The 20107-nt window shown below is 71.8% G+C and carries 15 protein-coding genes; 9 read left to right on the top strand and 6 right to left on the bottom strand.

The features are described 5' to 3' along the window. Positions 1-408: 408 nt before the first annotated feature. Positions 409-858: a PTS glucose transporter subunit IIA gene (locus tag ACFY0P_RS32025; RefSeq protein WP_388920836.1), complete on the top strand. Its 450-nt coding sequence runs from the start codon at positions 409-411 to the stop codon at positions 856-858. Between the two features lie 105 nt (positions 859-963). Beyond that, on the top strand, positions 964-2634 hold the full coding sequence (ptsP, locus tag ACFY0P_RS32020; RefSeq protein ID WP_388920834.1) for a phosphoenolpyruvate--protein phosphotransferase: 1671 nt from the start codon (positions 964-966) through the stop codon (positions 2632-2634). Between the two features lie 73 nt (positions 2635-2707). On the opposite strand, the gene ACFY0P_RS32015 is transcribed toward ptsP, so the two are convergent. After that, positions 2708-3601 (bottom strand): hypothetical protein, encoded by an 894-nt coding sequence (locus ACFY0P_RS32015; RefSeq protein WP_388920830.1) that lies wholly within the window; start codon positions 3599-3601, stop codon positions 2708-2710. A gap of 116 nt (positions 3602-3717) precedes the next feature. On the opposite strand from ACFY0P_RS32015, the gene ACFY0P_RS32010 reads away from it, so the two are divergent. Then, positions 3718-4002, top strand: coding sequence for a hypothetical protein (locus tag ACFY0P_RS32010; protein ID WP_388920827.1), 285 nt, complete (start codon positions 3718-3720; stop codon positions 4000-4002). 18 nt (positions 4003-4020) lie between these two features. On the opposite strand, the gene ACFY0P_RS32005 is transcribed toward ACFY0P_RS32010, so the two are convergent. Continuing rightward, positions 4021-5988: an acetoacetate--CoA ligase gene (locus ACFY0P_RS32005; RefSeq protein ID WP_388920824.1), complete on the bottom strand. Its 1968-nt coding sequence runs from the start codon at positions 5986-5988 to the stop codon at positions 4021-4023. Between the two features lie 214 nt (positions 5989-6202). Here ACFY0P_RS32005 and ACFY0P_RS32000 point away from each other — a divergent pair, with 214 nt between their 5' ends. Further along, entirely contained in the window at positions 6203-8563 is a 2361-nt protein-coding gene (locus ACFY0P_RS32000) for a glycoside hydrolase family 31 protein (protein ID WP_388920821.1), read from the top strand. A 10-nt stretch (positions 8564-8573) separates the two neighbouring features. Here the strand turns inward: ACFY0P_RS32000 and ACFY0P_RS31995 are convergent, their stop codons facing one another. Continuing rightward, positions 8574-9107, bottom strand: a complete 534-nt coding sequence (locus ACFY0P_RS31995) for an NUDIX domain-containing protein (protein ID WP_388920818.1) — start codon at positions 9105-9107, stop codon at positions 8574-8576. A 194-nt stretch (positions 9108-9301) separates the two neighbouring features. Between ACFY0P_RS31995 and ACFY0P_RS31990 the strand changes: the two genes are divergently transcribed. The 5 genes from ACFY0P_RS31990 (at position 9302) to glpK (ending at position 15359) form a co-directional block, all read left to right on the top strand. Next, positions 9302-9748, top strand: a complete 447-nt coding sequence (locus ACFY0P_RS31990; RefSeq protein WP_388920815.1) for a Zn-ribbon domain-containing OB-fold protein — start codon at positions 9302-9304, stop codon at positions 9746-9748. Continuing rightward, positions 9745-10935: a lipid-transfer protein gene (locus tag ACFY0P_RS31985; protein ID WP_388920812.1), complete on the top strand. Its 1191-nt coding sequence runs from the start codon at positions 9745-9747 to the stop codon at positions 10933-10935. Before ACFY0P_RS31990 ends, ACFY0P_RS31985 begins: the two co-directional genes overlap by 4 nt. 111 nt (positions 10936-11046) lie before the next feature. Next, complete coding sequence (locus ACFY0P_RS31980; RefSeq protein ID WP_388920810.1) at positions 11047-12687, top strand: GGDEF domain-containing protein; 1641 nt, start codon at positions 11047-11049, stop codon at positions 12685-12687. 306 nt (positions 12688-12993) lie between these two features. Continuing rightward, positions 12994-13731, top strand: coding sequence for an MIP/aquaporin family protein (locus tag ACFY0P_RS31975; RefSeq protein WP_388920808.1), 738 nt, complete (start codon positions 12994-12996; stop codon positions 13729-13731). 110 nt (positions 13732-13841) lie between these two features. Next, positions 13842-15359 (top strand): glycerol kinase GlpK, encoded by a 1518-nt coding sequence (gene glpK, locus ACFY0P_RS31970; RefSeq protein ID WP_388920806.1) that lies wholly within the window; start codon positions 13842-13844, stop codon positions 15357-15359. Between the two features lie 60 nt (positions 15360-15419). Here the strand turns inward: glpK and ACFY0P_RS31965 are convergent, their stop codons facing one another. Genes ACFY0P_RS31965 through ACFY0P_RS31955 form a run of 3 tightly spaced genes read right to left on the bottom strand, consistent with a single transcriptional unit; the run spans position 15420 to position 20106 of the window. Next, on the bottom strand, positions 15420-16025 hold the full coding sequence (locus ACFY0P_RS31965) for an ATP/GTP-binding protein (protein WP_388920804.1): 606 nt from the start codon (positions 16023-16025) through the stop codon (positions 15420-15422). Then, positions 16006-19686: a hydantoinase B/oxoprolinase family protein gene (locus ACFY0P_RS31960; RefSeq protein WP_388920802.1), complete on the bottom strand. Its 3681-nt coding sequence runs from the start codon at positions 19684-19686 to the stop codon at positions 16006-16008. Before ACFY0P_RS31960 ends, ACFY0P_RS31965 begins: the two co-directional genes overlap by 20 nt. Before the next feature lie 24 nt (positions 19687-19710). Further along, the gene (locus ACFY0P_RS31955; protein WP_388920799.1) at positions 19711-20106 is read right to left on the bottom strand and encodes a DUF742 domain-containing protein; all 396 of its coding nucleotides are present in this window, start codon (positions 20104-20106) and stop codon (positions 19711-19713) included. Between the last annotated feature and the right edge of the window lies 1 nt (position 20107).

The following is a 20107-nucleotide window of genomic DNA, read 5'->3' as shown; positions in this document are numbered from 1 at the left end:
GTTGACTTTTGGCACGCTGTTGAGTTCTCAAGGAACGGTCGCTTCCTTTGTACTCACCCTCTCGGGCTTTCCTCCGGGCTTCCCTTCGGTGTTTCAAACTCTATCAGTGTTTTTCCGTCCCTCTGACCACCCTCCCGCAGGCATGCGGAAAGTGATCCCAAGTTAGGATCTGACAAGTTTGGTTGCTGCCGAGTAGCGATGCTTTATCGCACCGCCTTGGCCCCAGGCAGGAGTACGACTGTACACGGAGCCCCGAAGGCCGTGCAAATCGAATAGGCTGGTGGTCTAGACCACTACCTGGTAGCTTCCATGCGGAACCGCCACTTCATATGACATACGCTGCTGCTCAGTGCCGTCCGGAACAGGCAGTGACGGCCCGTAAGCAGCTCCACTCCTGGGAGGCTTCCCATGACCACCGTGACGTCCCCGCTCGCCGGACGCGCCGTCGGACTGGCCGCAGTGCCGGATCCGGTCTTCGCCGGGGCCATGGTCGGCCCGGGTACCGCCATCGACCCCGCGCGTGAGCCCTCCGAGGTCGTGTCGCCGGTGGACGGAGTCGTCGTCTCTCTGCACCCGCACGCGTTCGTCGTGGTCGACGGAGACGGCCACGGAGTACTCACCCACCTCGGTATCGACACCGTGCAGCTCAACGGACAGGGCTTCGAGCTCCTCGTCAACAAGGGCGACACCGTGACCCGTGGCCAGGCCGTGGTGCGCTGGAACCCGGCCGAGGTCGAGGCCGCCGGCAAGTCTCCGGTCTGCCCCGTCGTGGCCCTGGAGGCCACGGCCGCCTCGCTCTCCGACGTCAATGAGACCGGGGACGTGAAGGCCGGCGACGTCCTCTTCTCCTGGAGCTGACTCGTCCCGGACCCACAACCCCGCCACCGTGCCCTCGAAGGAACGGCGGCGACCACGACAACCACCGCGGCGGCGGGACCCGCCGCACTATCGGAGACGGGTGAGATGGAGACAACGCTGCGAGGCGTCGGCGTGAGCCACGGTGTGGCGATCGGCGAGGTTCGGCACATGGGAACGGCGGTCCTGGAGCCGCCTGCCAAGCAGATTCCCGCGGAAGAGTCGGAGCGGGAGCAGGGGCGTGCCCGTCAGGCCGTGGACGCCGTGGCCGCCGACCTGATGGCGCGCGGCAATCTGGCGGGCGGCGAGGCCCAGGCGGTGCTCGAGGCGCAGGCCATGATGGCGCAGGACCCCGAGCTGATGTCCGACGTGGATCGCCGTATCGCGGTGGGCAGCACCGCCGAGCGTGCCGTCTACGACGCCTTCGCCGCGTACCGTGAGCTGCTGGCCGGAGCGGGCGAGTACCTCGCCGGCCGGGTGGCCGACCTGGACGATGTGCGGAATCGTATCGTCGCCCGGCTGCTGGGCGTTCCGATGCCGGGTGTCCCGGACAGTGACGAGCCGTACGTGCTGGTGGCGCGGGATCTGGCGCCGGCGGACACGGCCCTGCTCGACCCGACTCTGGTGCTCGGTTTCGTGACCGAGGAGGGCGGCCCGACGAGCCACAGCGCGATCCTGGCGCGGGCGCTCGGTGTGCCGGCCGTGGTGGCGCTGCCGGGTGCCGGGGAACTCGCCGAGGGCACCGTGGTCGCCGTCGACGGCAGCACCGGCGACATCTTCGTGAACCCGAGTGCGGAGAAGAAGGCGGCGCTGACGGCGGCGGCCGCCGAGCGGAAGGCGGCGCTGGCCGCGTCGACCGGGCCGGGCGCGACCGCGGACGGGCACAAGGTGCCGTTGCTGGCCAACGTGGGCGGCCCGGCGGACGTGCCGGCCGCCGTGGAGGCGGGTGCCGAGGGCGTCGGTCTGTTCCGTACCGAGTTCCTGTTCCTGGACGACAGCAAGAGCGCTCCTTCCGAGGAGAAGCAGGTCGAGGCCTACCGTCAGGTGCTGGAGGCGTTCCCGGAGGGCCGGGTCGTCGTGCGGGTCCTTGACGCGGGTGCGGACAAGCCCCTGGACTTCCTGACGCCGGGGGACGAGCCCAACCCGGCGCTGGGCGTGCGCGGTCTGCGGACGCTGCTCGACCACCCCGAGGTGCTGCGCACCCAGCTGACGGCGTTGGCGAAGGCGGCCGAGGGGCTGCCCGTCCACCTTGAGGTCATGGCGCCGATGGTGGCGGACCGAGCCGATGCGAAGGCGTTCGCGGACGCCTGCCGGTCGGCGGGGCTGCGGGCCAAGTTCGGCGCGATGGTGGAGATTCCGTCGGCGGCGCTGCGGGCGCGCTCGGTCCTCCAGGAGGTCGAGTTCCTGTCGCTGGGGACGAACGACCTGGCGCAGTACACGTTCGCCGCGGACCGTCAGGTCGGTGCGGTGTCCCGGCTGCAGGATCCGTGGCAGCCGGCTCTGCTCGACCTGGTCGCGCTGTCGGCGGAGGCGGCGCGGGCCGAGGGCAAGAGCTGTGGTGTGTGCGGTGAGGCCGCCTCGGATCCGCTGCTGGCCTGTGTGCTGACGGGGCTGGGTGTCACCTCCCTCTCCATGGGTGCGGCGTCGATTCCTTATGTCCGGGCGATGCTGGCCAAGTACACGCTGGCCCAGTGCGAGCGGGCCGCGGCGGCCGCGCGTGCCACCGACAGTGCGGACGAGGCCCGTGCGGCGGCTCAGGCGGTGCTGTCCGGCGAGTAGGTAGTCGGCCACGGCCGTGATCGGCTGTCCTTCCAGGGGCGCACCACCGGTGGGTGGGGCGCCCCTGGTCGTTTCAGTGGTGGTGGCCCGATGTCGTCGCCTGGTCGCCGAGGTCGGGCGGCGCACAGTAGTCGACGTCCGATTCCGGTGGGATGAGGTCTCCGGATTCGACGTCGGTGCAGTACGCGTCGAAGACCTCGCCGGCGGTGAGGGGCCCGAGGTTGTTGCCGCGCAGCCGCCAGCCGTAGACGCGGTCGGGGATGCCGGGGGCGCTGGTGCGCATGACGAGTCCGCCGGGGCTGTTGGTGGCGAGGCCGAGGGCGAGGACGCTGGTGAATTCGAGGGCTTCGGCCTCGTCGAGGTGGGTGGTGCCTTCGCTGTTCTGGTCGGCGTGCAGGACGGTGACGAGGGTTTCGGGTGGTCCGGAGACGCTGCACACGAGGTGCCGGTTGCCGGCCGGAGCGGTGTCGAGGATGCGGGTCAGCAGGTGGGAGGCACGGGTGAAGGCGGCGCGTCCGACGTCCTCGCCGCAGGTGGGGCAGGGGCCGAGGCGGGCGAGGAGGGTGCTGGCGTACTCCCAGGTGGCCTGTCGTACCGCTTCGTCGACGAGGGCGGGGACGAGGGCGTCGAGGGGTCGGCCGTCGTACGGGACGGTGGCGCCGGTGGCCGCGAGTTCGGCGGTGAAGCGGGTGCGGCTGGCCGGGTTGTCCGGGTCGAGGCCGGTGGCTGTGCAGAACTCGGCGTATTCCTCCGGGTCGAAGAGGGCGAGTGTGGTGTGGGTGCCTTCGGCGGCACGGCTCCTGAGGAGGGCTTCGATCTGGCGGAGGTAGGTGAGGTGGTCGTCGAAGGTGAAGCTGCGGTAGCGCCGCATGGCGCGGAAGTCGTGTTCGTCGGTGAGCAGGCCGATGGTGCCGGCGATCTCGCGGCGCAGGACGCGTCGCATGGTCCGGTGGTCGGTGTGCGCCATGGTTCCCCCTGAGAGCGGTCGATCAATGCTCACTCACAGTAACCGGCACCACTGACAATGACGGGTGCGGAAGCCGGTCACGGGCCAGACGGTGCTGGATTGCGCAGGTCAGAGCGATGACCGTGCCGAACGCGGTCCAGCCGAGCGGTCCGGTGGCGATGACCGCGGACGACGTGCCGGTGGAGCACGTGACGTTCGCGCACGGGGCACTGGATCTGATCGGCCGGCTGCTGTCCGTGGAGTCGCGGCCCGGCGACGCTGGGTGGCGGCGGGGGCGCTTCCGGTTGTCGGCCGGGGCGGGGGTGCGGATCACGATCGCCGGGCTGGAGCCGGCCGGCGCGGCTCGCCTCGGACTTCACCGCCGTCCTGGGCGAGTCCGAGGCCACCTGCGGGGGGGGTGAGCGTGCCCCGGGGGGCGATCAGGCGCGCTTGCGGGCGAGGTCCTCGAAGTAGCTCAGCAGGTCGAGGTTGTCGATGGAGCCCGGGTTGACGGCCTTCTCCAGCGGCGCCCCCTGGAGAAGGCGCTTGACCGGGACCTCGATGCGCTTTCCGGTGAGGGTGTGCGGGACGCCGGGGACCTCGATGACCTCGTCGGGGACGTGCCGGGGCGAGAGCTGTTCGCGGATGGCCTGCTTGATGCGGTTCAGCAGGGCCTCGTCGAGGACCGCGCCCGGTGCCAGGTGGACGAAGAGGGGCATCCAGTAGCCGCCGTCGGGCTGCTCGATGCCGATGACCAGAGACTCCCTGATCTCGGGGAGGCGCTCGACGACCTCGTAGATGTCCGCCGAGCCCATCCGCACGCCCTGGCGGTTGAGCGTGGAGTCGGAGCGGCCGTGGATGATCACCGAGCCGCGTGCGGTGACGGTGATCCAGTCGCCGTGGCGCCATACGCCGGGGTAGGTGTCGAAGTAGCTCTCGTGGTAGCGGCTGCCGTCGGGGTCGTTCCAGAAGCGGATCGGCATCGACGGCATGGGGTTGGTGACGACCAGTTCGCCCACTTCGTCGATGACGGGACGGCCGGCCGGGTCCCAGGCCTGGAGGTCGGTGCCGAGGCCGGGCGCCTGTAGTTCGCCGGTGTACACGGGGAGCGTGGGCACGGCGCCCGCGAAGCAGGAGCACACGTCGGTGCCGCCGCTCACGGAGGCGATCCAGAGGTCGTCGCGGACCTCGTCGTGCAGCCAGCGGAAGCCGTCGGGGGGCAGCGGGGAACCGGTGGTGGCGACGCACTTCACGTGCGAGAGGTCGTAGTCCCGGGAGGGATGCACGCCGGCCTTGCGGCAGGCCATCACGTAGGCGGCGGACGTGCCGTAGAGGGTGGTTCCGGTGCGTTCGGCGACGCGCCACTGGGCGCCGGTGTCGGGGTAGCCGGGGCTGCCGTCGTACAGGACGATCGTGGTGCCCGTGAGGAGGCCGGAGACGAGGAAGTTCCACATCATCCAGCCGGTCGAGGTGTACCAGAAGAAACGGTCCTCTGGGCCCAGGTCGCAGTGCAGGCCGAGCTGTTTGAGGTGCTCGACCAGGATGCCGCCCTGGGACTGGACGATGGCCTTGGGCAGCCCGGTGGTGCCGGAGGAGTAGAGCACCCAGAGCGGGTGGTCGAAGGGGACCTGTTCGAACTCGGGCTCGGTGTCGGCGGAGGTGAGGGCCGACCACTCCAGGGCGCCCTCGGGGGCCGCGGTGCCGAGCAACGGGATGTGGACGACGGCGCGCAGGGTGGGCAGTTCACGGCGCAGTTCGGCGACGATCTCGCGCCGGTCGTGTTCCTTGCCTCCGTAGCGGTAGCCGTCGACGGTGAACAGGACGACGGGTTCGACCTGCTGGAAGCGGTCCAGGACGCTACGGGCGCCGAAGTCGGGGGCGCAGGAGGTCCACACGGCGCCCACGGCTGCGGTGGCGAGCAGGGCGACCACGGCCTGCGGGACGTTCGGGAGGTAGCCGCTGACGCGGTCGCCGGGGCGGACGTCGAGGGCGCGCAGTTCGGCGGCCAGGGAGCCCACCTGGCGGCGCAGCTCCGCCCAGGTGACCGGGCGGGGTTCGTGGGTCTCGTCGACATACAGGAGGGCGGGTTCGTCCGCGCGGGTGGCGGCGGCGCGCAGGGCGTGCTCGGCGTAGTTCAGCCGCGCGCCGGGGAACCACTCGGTACCGGGCATGGCTCGGTCGCCGAGCACGCGCGCGTAGGGCGTCGAGAACCGCACGTCGAAGTAGTCCGTGACGGCTTTCCAGAAGGTGTCCAGGTGGTCTACGGACCAGCGGTGCAGGGCCGGGTACCCGCCGTCGGCGGGGGCTCCGTGGTGTTCTGCCGCCCAGGACTGGAACCTGGTCATGCGTGCCTGGGCGATCCGCTGCGGATCGGGCCGCCAGAGCGGCTGGGGGTTCGCGGTCGACATGGGGCGGCTCCCGGGCTGCTGCGCTTTGTGTGCGTGGGACGCGCACGGGCTGGGGTGTGCGCGTGACGCGGCTGACAGGGACGATGCCATGTGATCGACTTCTACACCAGGGTGCGCTCCACATAGTCCGTGTCGTGAAGATGTGGTCCTGGCACGGGTGAACGGCAGTTGAACGGCACGCGCGTGTGGAGCGCAGAGTGGCAGGGTGAGCAGCATGGACGGTCGTGACCTGGTGCGTTCGGTAAGAGTGGTCGGTTCGAGGAAGGCGGCTCAGGGGTTGCGTACCGTACGGGCCGCGTGGCGCAGGAGGCGGATCGATGCCGCCGGGCTGCCCGCGCGGGGCGCGGAGCGGGCCCGGGTGCCGGGGCCGGTGCAGGACGCGGAGCCGGGGCCGGGCGGTGGTGTGATCCGGTTCAGCCGGTCCGAGCTGCGGATCACGGTCGCCGTGAACGGAGCCGTCTTCTGGGGCTGGGACGGGGCCGGTCCCGAGCCGTCGTACGCGCTCGCGGGGCGCTGTCCGGAGCCGGATCCGCGGGCGGTCCTCGAACCGGACACGAACGGCGGCTGGCGGGTGGTGGCGGAGCGGGTGACGGTCAGCGTCTCGCGGCACGGCGCGGTGGAGGTGTGCACGCCCGGTGGTGTGATGCTGCGGCGGGATCAGCCGCCGCGGTGGTGGGAGCCGGTGGGCGGGGGTGCGGCGCGCTGGGTGCAGCGGTCGGAGGTGGCCGCGGACGCGCGGTTCTTCGGGCTGGGCGGGCGTGCCTCGGGGCCCCGGCTGCGGGACGGCACGTACCGGCTGTGGAACACCGATCCCGGCCGTGCCTTCGTCCCCGGTGACGATCCGCTGTACATCACCATGCCGGTCCAGCTGGTGGTGGCGGACGCCGCGGCGCATCTGGTGTTCCACGACAGTTCCTGGGACGGGACGGTGACGCTCCGGGAGGGCGAGGAGGGCGCCGGTTCCGGACACGACCGGACCGGGCGCTGCGAGCTGCGGATGGACGGCGGTCCGCTGCGCTGCTGGGTGATGGTGGGCACCCCCGCGCGCGTGCTGCACACGTGGGCCGCGCTCACCGGCGCGCCCGCGCTGCCGCCGGCGTGGGCGCTGGGCCATCACCACGCGCGCTGGGGGTTCGGCAGCGAGCAGGAGGTGCGGCGGATCGTCGCCGGTTACCAGGAGCGCGGTCTGCCGCTGGACGCCGTCCATCTGGACATCGACCACTACGACGCCCACCAGGTGTTCACGGTCGATCACGAGCACTTCCCGAAGCTGCCGACGCTGGCGGAGGAGTTGCGGCGGGACGGGATCCGGCTGGTGTCGATCGTCGACCCGGCGGTCAAGGCCGAGCAGGGCAACGCGGTCCACGACAGCGGGACGGCGGTCGACGCCTTCGTCCGTGATCCTTCGGGGCGGACGGTGGAGGGGGTGGTGTGGCCCGGGGAGACGGTCTTCCCCGACTTCACGGACGCGCGCGTGCGCGCGTGGTGGGGCGGGCTGTACGAGGAGCGGCTCGCGCTGGGCTTCGCCGGGTTCTGGCACGACATGAACGAGCCGACGTCCTTCAGCGCCTTCGGCGAGTCGACGCTGCCGCGCGCGGCGCGGCACGCCCTGGAGGGCCGCGGCGGCGACCACCGGGAAGCGCACAACGTCTACGCGCTCTGCATGGCGCGGGCGGCCTACGAGGGCCTGCGCGGACTCGCGCCCGAGGAGCGGCCGTTCCTGTTCTCCCGCTCGGGCTGGGCCGGTATGCAGCGCTACGGCGGCACGTGGTCCGGTGACATCGCCACCGGCTGGCCGGGGCTGCGTGCGTCCCTGTCGCTGGTGCTGGGGCTCGGGCTGTGCGGGGTGCCGTACTCGGGGCCCGACGTGGGCGGTTACGACGGGAGTCCGTCGCCGGAGCTGTTTCTGCGCTGGTTCCAGCTGGGCGCGTACCTGCCGCTGTTCCGTACGCACGCGAGCATGCGGGCGGGACGCCGGGAGCCGTGGGAGTTCGGGCCCGAGGTGCTTGACCACGCGCGCGTGGCGCTGCTCGAACGGCGGCGTCTGCTGCCGTACTTCATGACGCTGGCGCAGCTGGCCCGGCGGACCGGTGCGCCGTACGTGCGGCCGGTGTGGTGGGGTGCGCCGGAGGACCGGGCGCTGCGCGACTGCGAGGACACGTTCCTGCTGGGCGACGCCCTGCTGGTGGCTCCGGTGCTGGATCCGGGTGCCGACCGGCGTGCGGTGCAGCTGCCCCGCGGGCGCTGGTACGACACGGCGACCGAGCAGGCGTACGACGGTCCTGGGCAGGTGCTCGTCGATGCCCCGCTGTCGCGGATCCCGGTCCTGGCGCGCGCGGGTGCCGTCCTGCCCGTGCGGGACGAGGACGGCGGGACGCGGCTGGAGGTGTGGGCGCCGGCCCGGGGGCGGACGGGGGGCGGGCTGGTCGTGCCGGACGCGGGCGACGGCTGGGAGGAGCCGGAGATCGAGCGTTACGTCGCCCGCTGGGTGGGCCGGCAGGTGGTGGTCGCCCGCGACGACGAGACCGGCGCGAGCGAGCCGTCCCAGCCCGTCCGGGTCAGGGGGCTGGGATGAGCCGGAGGGCTCAGTAGCGGCCCTCGAACCACGCGCGTACGGCCACGCTGTGCAGGGGGAAGGCGAGTTCCTCGGGGCGGCGCAGCAGGTGCCAGCCCTCCGTCTCGTCCGTCGCGCCCGACGGCGGGAGGCCTTCGGCGGGGCGTTCCGGGAGGAGGCCGAACAGCAGCAGGTGCCCGTCGGGTGAGCTCATGGCGTCGACGAGCCGTACGTCGCGGGCGGCCGCGTCGATGCCCGTCTCCTCCTTGAGTTCGCGGACGACGGCGTGCCGCCAGTCCTCGCGGTCGTCGACGTAGCCCCCGGGCAGCGCGGTGCCGCCGCGCGCGGGGGCCACGGTGCGGGTGATGACGACCAGGGCGGTGCCCTTCGTGTCGTAGACGGGCTGGAGGGCGATCGCCACAGGCAGCGGGTTGCGGTAGGCGACGTGGCCGCAGGCCGGGCAGGTGCGGGGCCAGCCGGAGATTCCCTCTCCGTAGGCCGCTCCGCAGCTCGAACAGTGCGAGCCCGGAGCGGAGTTGGCAATGAGGTGCTGATTTTCGGACACGCGCGGACTTTATCCGATCAGGAGATCGACGTCTTACGGTCAGGGGAACGTCTCCTTCCGGAAGTGAAGCGACATCTGACGACCCCGGAACCGGAGCCGGGGGACCCGCGGCGAGCGCCGACGCGGCCTGCCCAATCGCGGCGGCGCGTGGCACACTTCTGACGTTCCGTCAGATCCGTTGTCCTGGAGGAGCTTTGTCGCGTACACGCACGCCGGCGGTCGACGGCTGGTTCAGCGGCGAGGGGGACGGATTCCGGCTGCTGGGGACCCGCTGCGCGGCCTGTGCCTCGCTCTTCTTCCCGCGCGAGGACGTCCGCTGCCGCAATCCCGGCTGCGCGGGCGGCGACCTGGAGGAGGTCCCGCTCTCCCGGCGCGGGAGGATCTGGTCGTACACCGACAGCAGGTACCGCCCCCCGTCACCCTATGTGAGCGACCCGGAACTTCCGTGGGAGCCGTACGCGTTGATCGCTGTGGAGCTGGAATCCGAGCGGATCGTGGTGCTGGGACAGGCGGTTCCCGGGATCACCGTCGCCGATCTGGCGGTGGGCATGGAGGTCGAGGCCGTCCCCGGAGTTCTCAGCGAGGAAGCGGAGACGACCTGGACGACCTGGCACTGGCGGCCGACGGAGGTGACGGCATGACGGCGGACGTGGCGGTGCTCGGCGTGGGCATGCACCCCTGGGGCAAGTGGGGGCGGAGCTTCGTCGAGTACGGGACGGCGGCGGCCCGCGCGGCCCTCGCGGACGCCGGACTGGAATGGCGGGACATCGGCTCGATCGTGGGCGCGGACACGGTGCGTGGCGGATATCCCGGCTACGTGGCGGGCGCCACCTTCGCGAAGGCGCTGGGCTGGCAGGGGGCGCGGGTCGCGAGCGTGTACGCGGCGTGCGCGTCCGGGGCCCAGGCGGTCGCCGCGGCGCGGGCACAGATCCTGGCGGGCCTCGCGGACGTGGTGCTCGTGGTGGGCGCGGACGCGGCCCCCAAGGGCTTCTTCCGGCCCGCCGGAGGAGACCGGCCCGACGATCCCGACTGGCTGCGCTTCCGGCTGCTGGGGGCGACGAATCCGACCTACTTCGGGCTGTACGCGCGCCGCCGCATGGCGGTGTTCGGGGAAACCCCCGAGGACTTCGCGCTGGTCAAGGTGAAGAACGCAGCTCTGGGGGCGCTCAATCCGTACGCCCGCTACCGCAAGCGGGTCACCGCCGAGGAGGTCGCCGCCTCCCAGGTGGTCGCCGATCCGCTGCGGCTGCTGGACATCTGTGCCACCTCCGACGGCGGGGCCGCGCTGGTCCTGTCCAGCCTGGAGTTCGCGCACCGGCACGGGGCGGCGCGACCGGTGCGGATCCGCGCGGTGTCCACGGTCACGCCCCGCTACCCGAGCACGGTGCTGGACCTGCCGGACATCGCCACGGACTCCGCGGCGGCGGTGGAGCCGCCGACGGAGCCCTTCCGGGCGTCGATCGCGCGGGCCGCCTACGAGGAGGCGGGCATCGGCCCCGAGGAACTGTCCCTCGCCGAGGTGTACGACCTGTCCACCGCGCTGGAGTTGCAGTGGTACGAGGATCTGGGGCTGTGCGCCGAGGGCGAGGCGGCGAAGCTGCTGCGCGAGGGTGCGACGGCCCCGGGCGGCCGGATACCGGTCAACGCCAGCGGGGGGCTGGCGTCCTTCGGGGAGGCGGTACCGGCCCAGGCGATCGCCCAGGTCTGCGAGCTGACCTGGCAGTTGCGGGACGCGGCGGGCGACCGGCAGGTGGCGCACGCGCGTGTGGGGATCACGGCCAATCAGGGGCTGTTCGGGCACGGCTCGTCCGTGATAGCGGTCCGCTGACGGGACGGGCGTGACAGCGAAGGCCCATACCCTGCGTGATCACCCCGAAATGGTGCGTGAACGTCTCATGAACTGCCCATGGGCGTGCGCCGGTGGCGTCATCATGCTCCCGTGCGCACCTGGACGGATGCTCTCCGTTTCGCCTTCCAGCCGGTGGTCAATCTGACGACCGGCGGGATCGCCGCACTGGAGATCCTCGCCCGCCCCGAGACCGGTGACATCCTCGCCGAAGCCCGCCGGAATCCCGAACTCGACGGCAAGCTGGCGGTGTTGGCCCTCCGCGCGGCGGCCCGCCAAGAGACGCTGCTACCGCTGCACATCAACGTCTTCGCGGCCACCCTCGCCGACCTGGGCGGCATCGGACCACTGCCCGAGGCCGTCCGCGAGGCCGGCCGGATGCCCTGGGAAGTCACCCTGGACATCGTCCCGCCGTACACGCACGTGCCGCAGCGGGCCCTGCTGGAGGCCGTGGCGGTGCTGCGCGGCCAGGGCTTCCGGATCAGCGCGGACGGCATCGGGGACGGGGACGTGCCGCTGCGGCTGCTCACCGACCTCTCCCCCGATCTGATCAAGCTCGACGCCTCGCTGCTCGCCCGGCCGGCCGCGGTGCGGGCGATGCGGACCCTGTGCGAGGAACTCGGCGCCCTGGTGGCCGTCGAGGGCGTGGAGACCGAACTCCAGCACGCGGCCGCGCTGTCGGCCGGGGCGCAGCTGGCGCAGGGCGAGCTGTTCGCGCCCCCGGCCCGGATCCCGGTCGCGGAGGTATACGTTCCGCCGCCCTCCCCCGCCGCCGTACCGCCACCGCGCTCCGGGCCGTCCGTGCGCGACTTCATCCGGCCCGCCGCACTCCTGCCGGTCACCGCGTCCGCGTTGCAGGTGCGGGCGCTGCTGACCGGCTCCCCGGACGTCTCCGGCGTGCTCTTGGTGGACCAGACCGGCGCCCCCGTCCGCTCGGTGCACCGCTCCCGGTTCCTGCTGTCGATGTCCGGCCGCTACGGGCACGCCCTGTACGCGGACCGCCCGGCTTTCAAGCTGGGCGACGCACCGCGCACGGTCGGCGTCGACGCGACCGCCTGGGAGGTGCTGGACGTGGTGGCCGTCGGCGGCCCGGACCGCACCTCGGACGATGTGACGGTCGTCGACCGGTTCGGGCGCTGCGTGGGCGTCGTCCGCCTCGCCGACCTCGTACGGGCGCTCGCCGAGACCCGGGTCGAGGAGGCGGCCGGGCTCAACCCGCTGACGCGGCTGCCCGGTTCGGACACGATCACGGGCGAGGTGGACCGGTGGATCGCGGCCGGGCGGGTCTTCGCCCTGAGCTGGCTGGACATCGACCACTTCAAACAGGTGAACGACGGTGCCGGGTTCGCCGCGGGCGACGAGCTGATCCGTTCGGTGGGACGGGCGCTGCAGGAGGCCGCCGCCGGGCACGCGCGCGTGGGGCACATCGGCGGGGACGACTTCCTGGTGCTCGCCGACGAGACGGGACTGGACCAGGTGGCCGCCCTGCTCGACGCGCCCTGGTCCGCGGGCGGGCGTGCCGTCACGCTGTCCCTGGCCACCGTCGTGTGCGGTCCCGGCAGTGTGGCCGACCACCGGCAGGCGGCCGCCTGTCTCGCGCCGCTCAAGAAGGCCGCCAAGGCGCTGTACGGGGCGAGTTGGGTGCTGGGGCGGGCAGGACTGCCCGGGCACGAGATCCGGCGCGGCTCGGGCGCCTACCCGGCCCAGGCCGGGTACGCGGCGGTGGAGCCGTGACAGCCCCTTTCCGGCGGGTCGGCTGTCATCGTTGCCGTCGCCGACCTTGACGCCTTCTGAGTGCCGGTGAAAACTTCCGGTGTCGGTCGACATCGCCGTACATTCTCGGCGTATTCAGGCACTGCGCCATGGGCCGCTCCTGTCTCGAGGCTCTTTCCCCATGGGCGATTCGGCCGCTACGGCACGCTCGTCATGGACGCCGGGCGGGGCGCGGGACTTTCCCTGCCTTCGGCTGACGTCGCCAAGGGAACCGTTCCTGCTCAATGCGCCGGGGTCGCTCCCCCGGCCAGCGCCCTAGGAGCCGCCATGAGCAACGGAGACATCTTCGTCGGCGAAGTCATCGGCACCGCCATCCTGATCCTGTTCGGAGCCGGTGTCTGCGCCGCGGTCACCCTCAGACACTCCAAGGCCCGGGCCGCGGGGTGGGTGGTGATCGCGTTCGGCTGGGGATTCGGCGTCCTCGCCGGCGCCTACACCGCCGCTCCCCTCTCCGGCGGGCAGCTGAACCCCGCGGTCACCATCGGCATCGCCGTCGACACCGGCGTGTGGGGCAAGGTCTGGGTGTATCTGCTCGGGCAGTTCGTCGGCGCGATGCTGGGGGCGGTGCTGACATACCTGGTCTACCTGGCCCAGTTCCAGGCCAACGTGCGCGACGAGGAGTCGGGAGAGGAGCCGACGCCGACGCTCGGCATCTTCTCCACCATCCCGGAGATCCGGAACCCGGTAGCCAATCTGATCACCGAGATCATCGCCACGATCGCGCTGGTCCTGCCGATCCTCGCGTTCGGACTGACCAAGGGGCTCGGCGAGTCCGGCACCACCGTGCTCATCGTCTCCCTGCTCGTCGTCGGCATCGGGCTGTCGCTCGGCGGCCCCACCGGCTACGCCATCAACCCGACGCGCGACCTCGGCCCCCGGATCGTGCACTCCTTCCTGCCGATCCCCAACAAGGGCACCTCGGACTGGGGTTACGCCTGGATCCCGGTCGCCGGCCCCCTGATCGGCGGGGCGCTCGCGGGCCTCATCTACAACGTGGCCTTCTGACTCGGCGCGGCCGTCCCGGTCGGCGCGGTCCTCCGAGCCGACACGACCTCCCGACCCGACGCGGCCCTCCCATCCACGCAGCCTTCCGACCCAGCGACCAAGGGGTAGCCATGACGGACACCGCCGAGAAGTACGTCGCCGCAATCGACCAGGGCACCACGTCGAGCCGCTGCATCATCTTCGACCACGGCGGCGCGATCGTCGCCGTCGACCAGCGCGAGCACCGCCAGATCTTCCCCAAGCCGGGCTGGGTGGAGCACGACGCCACCGAGATCTGGTCCAAGGTGCAGGCCGTGGTGGCCGGGGCGCTCGCCAACGCGGGGCTGCGCCCCGACCAGCTGAGCGCGCTGGGCATCACCAACCAGCGCGAGACGACCGTCCTGTGGGACCGCGCGACCGGCAAGCCCGTGCACAACGCAATCGTCTGGCAGGACACCCGCACCGCTGCCCTCTGCCACGAACTCGGCGGCAGCGACGGCCAGGACCGCTTCCGCGAGCAGACCGGCCTGCCCCTGGCCAGCTACTTCTCCGGGCCCAAGGCGACCTGGCTGCTGGACAACGTGCCCGGGCTGCGGGACCGGGCCGAGCGCGGCGAGATCGCCTTCGGGACCATCGACTCCTGGCTCATCTGGAACCTCACCGGCGGCACCGACGGCGGCCGGCACGTCACCGACGTCACCAACGCCGGGCGCACCATGCTGATGAACCTGGAGACCCTCCAGTGGGACCCCGCCATCCTCGCCGCGATGAACGTCCCCGAGGCGGTCCTGCCCGAGATCAGGTCGTCCGCCGAGGTGTACGGCACCGCGGTCGGCCAGCTCGCCGGGGTGCCGGTGGCGTCCGCGCTGGGCGACCAGCAGGCGGCGGTCTTCGGGCAGGCCTGCTACGACGTGGGCACGGCGAAGAACACGTACGGGACGGGCAGCTTCCTGCTGCTCAACACCGGCAACCGGCCGGTGCCGTCCAAGAGCGGGCTGCTGACGACGATGGGGTACCGGATCGGCACCGAGGCGCCGGTGTACTGCCTGGAGGGTTCGATCGCCATAACGGGCGCGCTCGTCCAGTGGTTCCGCGACCAGCTCGGCATCATCCGCACCGCCGACGAGATCGAGACGCTGGCGGCGAGTGTCGACGACAACGGCGGCGCCTACATCGTGCCCGCCTTCTCCGGCCTGTTCGCGCCCTACTGGCGCTCCGACGCGCGCGGGGTCGTCACCGGGCTGACCCGGTACGTCACCAAGGCGCACCTCGCCCGCGCGGTGCTGGAGGCGACGAGCTGGCAGACACGGGAGGTCGTGGACGCGATGTACCAGGACTCCGGGGTGCCGATCACCACCCTGAAAGTGGACGGCGGCATGACCGCGAACAACCTCCTGATGCAGCACCAGGCCGACGTCCTCGGGGTACCGGTGATCCGGCCCCGGGTCTCCGAGACGACCTGCCTGGGCGCCGCCTACGCGGCCGGCCTGGCCACCGGCGTGTGGAACGACCTGGACGAGCTCAGGTCGCACTGGCAGAAGGACGTCGAGTGGACGCCCACCATGGCGGCGTCGATACGCGAACGGGAGTACGCGAACTGGCGCAAGGCGGTGGAGAAGAGCTTCGGCTGGCTGGAGGACGGCGAGTAACCCCCCGGGGACCACGGCCCGTACCCCGGTCGGCGGGGGTGCGGGCCGTGCCGCCGTCCCTCAGGTGGTGACGGCCGGCCGGTGGCCCGCCGTGTACGCCATCGCGTGCCGTACTACTCCGATGAGCACCTCCTTGACCGACTCGCGGTCCCGGGCGTCGCAGAGCACGACCGGTACGTCAGGGTCGAGGTCGAGGGCCTGGCGCACCGACTCCACCGGGTAACGGGCTGCGTCCGCGAAGCAGTTGACGCCGACGAGGAAGGGTATGGAACGCCGCTCGAAGTAGTCGACGGCGGCGAAGCAGTCCTCCAGGCGGCGCGTGTCCGCGAGCACGACGGCTCCCAGCGCGCCTTCGGCGAGTTCGTCCCACATGAACCAGAACCGTTCCTGCCCGGGAGTGCCGAACAGGTACAGCACCAGGTCCTCGCGCAGGGTGATGCGGCCGAAGTCCATGGCGACGGTGGTGGTGTGCTTGCCCTCGACGCCGGAGGTGTCGTCGACCGGTCGCCCGGCCTCGGTGAGCAGTTCCTCGGTGCGCAACGGCCGGATCTCGCTGACCGCGCCGACCAGGGTCGTCTTGCCCACGCCGAAGCCGCCGGCCACGAGGATCTTGAGCGTGACGGGCTCGACCGGGGGCTTGCCGCGCTCAGATCGCCCGAAGATCATCGATTTCTTCTCCTGCTTGATGGGGTCCTGCTGGATGGGGTCGGGTGCCGGGCGAGGGGCGTCCGTATCCGCCGCCACCCGGGGTTTCGATGACGAGTACGTCGTCCGGGCCGACGTCCGCGGCATCGCTGCCGCCGAGTTCGGTGACCGTGCCGTCGGCCCGCTCCACCCGGTTGGCGCCGAGTGCGCCGGGTCCGCCGCCGGCCATGCCGTACGGCGGCACGCGGCGGTGCTGGGAGAGGGTGGAGACGGTCATGGGTTCGAGGAAGCGGACGCGGCGGACCGCGCCGTCCCCGCCGGGCCAGCGGCCCACGCCGCCGCTGCCCGCTCGCACGGCGAACTCGTCGAGGCGGACGGGCAGCCGCCACTCCAGGACTTCCGGGTCGGTGAGCCGGGAGTTGGTCATGTGGGTCTGTACGACGCTCGCGCCGCGGAAGCCGTCACCGGCTCCGGATCCGGAGGCGACGGTCTCGTAGTACTGGTGGCGTTCGTTGCCGAAGGTGACGTTGTTCATGGTCCCGGAGCCCTCCGCCTGGACGCCGAGCGCCGCGTAGAGGGCGCCGGTGATGGCCTGGGAGGTCTCGACGTTGCCCGCGACGACGGCGGCCGGCGGCTCGGGGGCGAGCATCGAACCGGGCGGCACGACGATGTCGAGGGGGCGCAGGCAGCCGTCGTTCAGCGGGATGTCGTCGGCGACGAGGGTGCGGAAGACGTACAGCACGGCCGCGTTGACGACGGCGAACGGGGCGTTGAAGTTGGTGGCGAGCTGGGCCGAGGTACCGCTGAAGTCGATGGTCGCGCGCCGGTTGTCGCGGTCCACGCGCACGCGTACCCGGATGACCGCGCCGGAGTCGGTCTCGTAGGCGTACGCGCCGTCGTCGAGGGCGTCGACGACCCGGCGGACCGCTTCCTCGGCGTTGTCCTGGACGTGCCGCATGTAGGCCTGGACGACGTCGAGGCCGAACTCCTCGATCATCCGGCCGACTTCGTCGACGCCCTTGCGGTTGGCGGCGATCTGGGCGCGCAGGTCGGCGAGGTTGGTGGGGATGTTCCGGGAGGGGTAGCGGGCCCCGGCCAGCAGCCGGTGCGTCTCGGTCTCCCGGAACCGGCCGTTCTCGGCGAGGAGCCAGTTGTCGAAGAGGACACCCTCCTCCTCGATGGTGCGGCTGTTCGCCGGCATCGAGCCCGGCGCGATGCCGCCGATCTCGGCGTGGTGCCCGCGGGAGGCGACGTAGAAGAGGATCTCCGGAGCCCGGCCGGTGTCACCGTCCGTGTCCGCCGGGCGGTCGGTGTCGAAGACCGGCGTGATGACCGTGACGTCGGGCAGGTGGGTGCCGCCGTGGTAGGGGTCGTTGACGGCGTAGGTGTCGCCGGGGCGCATCGAGGTGCCGCGGCGGCGGATGACCTCTTTGACGCTGGTGCCCATGGAGCCCAGGTGGACGGGGATGTGCGGGGCGTTGGCCACCAGGTTCCCGTCCGGGTCGAACAGCGCGCAGGAGAAGTCCAGACGCTCCTTGATGTTGACGGACTGGGCCGTCGACTCCAGGCGGGCGCCCATCTGTTCGGCGATCGACATGAAGAGGTTGTTGAAGACCTCAAGCAGAACCGGGTCGGCTTTCGTGTCTAGGTCGGAACTCTGCGTGACCGTCGCGCGTTCCATGACCAGATGCCCGTCGTCGGTCGCCGCGGCCCGCCAGCCGTCGTCGACGACGGTCGTGGCGCTGGCCTCGGTGATGATCGCCGGGCCGGTGACGGGGTCGCCGGGGGGCAGGTCCTCGCGGCGGTGGAGGGGTACGTCGCGCCAGGCGCCGCCGGTGTGGAGCCGGACGGTCTCCGGGGCGGCGGGAGTGCCCTCGTAAGGGGCGAGGGCGGAGAGATCGGGGGGTTGAGTGATGCCGGTGGCTTCCACGGAGAGCGCTTCGACGACGACCGGGCGGTCGAGCGTGAAGGAGTACGTGGCGCGATGACGTTCTTCGAAGGCGTGTTTCATCGCGTCGGGCTCGGTGAGTTCGACGGTGAGGGTGGTGTCGGTGCCGTCGTAGCGGAGCTGGGCGCGGCGGGTGACTTCGACGCGGTCCTCCGGGACGTCCTCGGCGAGGAGTTCGGCGCGGGCCGCGGCCTCCAGGTCGTCGGCGGTCTTGCGGATACCGGGCATGGCGGCGGGTTCCAGAGGGGCCTCGACGGACTGTTCGCGCATGGCGGTGGTGTCGGCGAGCCCGATACCGAGCGCGGACAGGACCCCGGCCATGGGCGGCACCAGGACGGTGCGGATACCGAGCGAGTCGGCGACCATGCACGCGTGCTGCCCGCCGGCCCCGCCGAAGGTGGTGAGGGCGTAGCGGGTGACGTCGTGGCCCTTCTGGACGGAGATCCGCTTCACGGCGTTGGCGATGTTGGCCACGGCGATGCTCAGGTAGCCCTCGGCGACCTGCTCGGGGGTGCGGTCGTCGCCGGTCCGTTCGCGGATGTCTCGCGCGAGCTCGGTGAAGCGGTCGCGGACCAGGCCGGCGTCCAGCGGCTGGTCCCCGTCCGGCCCGAAGACCTGGGGGAAGTGGGCCGGCTGGATCCGGCCGAGCATGACGTTGGCGTCGGTGACGGCCAGCGGGCCGCCGCCCCGGTAGCAGGCCGGGCCGGGGTCGGCGCCGGCCGAGTCCGGGCCGACGCGGTAGCGGGAGCCGTCGAAGTGCAGCACCGAGCCGCCGCCCGCGGCGACGGTGTGGATGTCCAGCATGGGGGCGCGCAGCCGGACACCCGCGATCTGTGTGGTGAAGACCCGTTCGTAGCCGCCCGCGAAGTGGGAGACGTCGGTGGAGGTGCCGCCCATGTCGAAGCCGATGACCCGCTCGAAGCCCGCGAGCTGCGACATCCGGGCCATGCCGACGATCCCGCCGGCCGGACCGGAGAGCACGGCGTCCTTGCCGCGGAACTGGCCGGCCTCGGCGAGCCCGCCGTTGGACTGCATGAACATCAACCGCACGCCTTCGAGTTCGTCGGCGACATGGCGGACGTAGCGGCGCAGCACGGGCGACAGGTAGGCGTCGACGACGGCGGTGTCGCCGCGCGGGACGAGCTTCATCAGCGGGCTGACCTCGCTGGACAGCGAGATCTGCGGGAAGCCGGTGCGGGCGGCCAGCTCGCCGATCGCCTGCTCGTGGGCGGGGTACAGGTGGCTGTGCATACAGACGACGGCGACGGCGCGGATCCCGTCGTCGTACGCCTCCTGGAGCGGGCCCGCCAGGGCGTCCAGGTCGGGTGCGCGCAGGACGGTGCCGTCGGCGGCGACGCGCTCGTCGGCCTCGACGACCCGTTCGTAGAGCAGCTCGGGCAGGTCGATACGGCGGGCGAAGATGCGGGGGCGGTTCTGGTAGGCGATGCGCAGGGCGTCACGGAAGCCGCGGGTGATGACGAGGAGGGTGCGCTCGCCCTCGCGTTCGAGAAGGGCGTTGGTTGCGACCGTGGTGCCCATACGGACGGCGTCGACGGAGGCGCCGGGGTCGCCGGATTCTTCGAGGAGCTCGCCGACGGCGGCCACAGCCGCGTCCGCGTACCGTGCGGGATTGTCGGAGAGCAGTTTGTGGGTGAGCAGCCGGCCGTCCGGGCGCCGCGCGACGACGTCGGTGAACGTACCGCCACGGTCGACCCAGAACTGCCAGCCTGTCACGTCACTACTCCGCTTCCGCGCCGGTCACAGCGCCCGGAGGCCGTTGATCACGTCGCGCAGAATACTCTCGTCCACCAGCTCGGCCGGGGGTACCGGCCGGTTGACGTGGACGAGTTCCCCGGCGACGAGGTCGCCGATGAGGACCCGGACCACTCCGATGGGGAGGTCGAGTTCCGAAGCCAGCTCGGCGACCGACTGCGGGGCGTCGCGGCAGAGCTCGACGATGTCCACGTGCTCCGGGGACAGCGTCCGGTCGCCGTCCGGGTCGTCCACGTCGGGCTCCGTGACGACCACCGCGATCAGGTCCAGCCGGTGCTGGGCCGCACTGGTGGTGCGGCCCCGTGTCATGGCGTAGGGACGAACGACCGGTCCGGCCTCGTCGTCGAACCAGTGACTTCTTCCCTGACCGTCTCCGCTCATG

Origin of the sequence: Streptomyces sp. NPDC001714 (assembly GCF_042892755.1) — a bacterium.
GTDB lineage: Bacteria > Actinomycetota > Actinomycetes > Streptomycetales > Streptomycetaceae > Streptomyces.
Note: the sequence above shows the minus strand (reverse complement) of the source record. Positions and strands in the feature narration are given on the sequence as shown.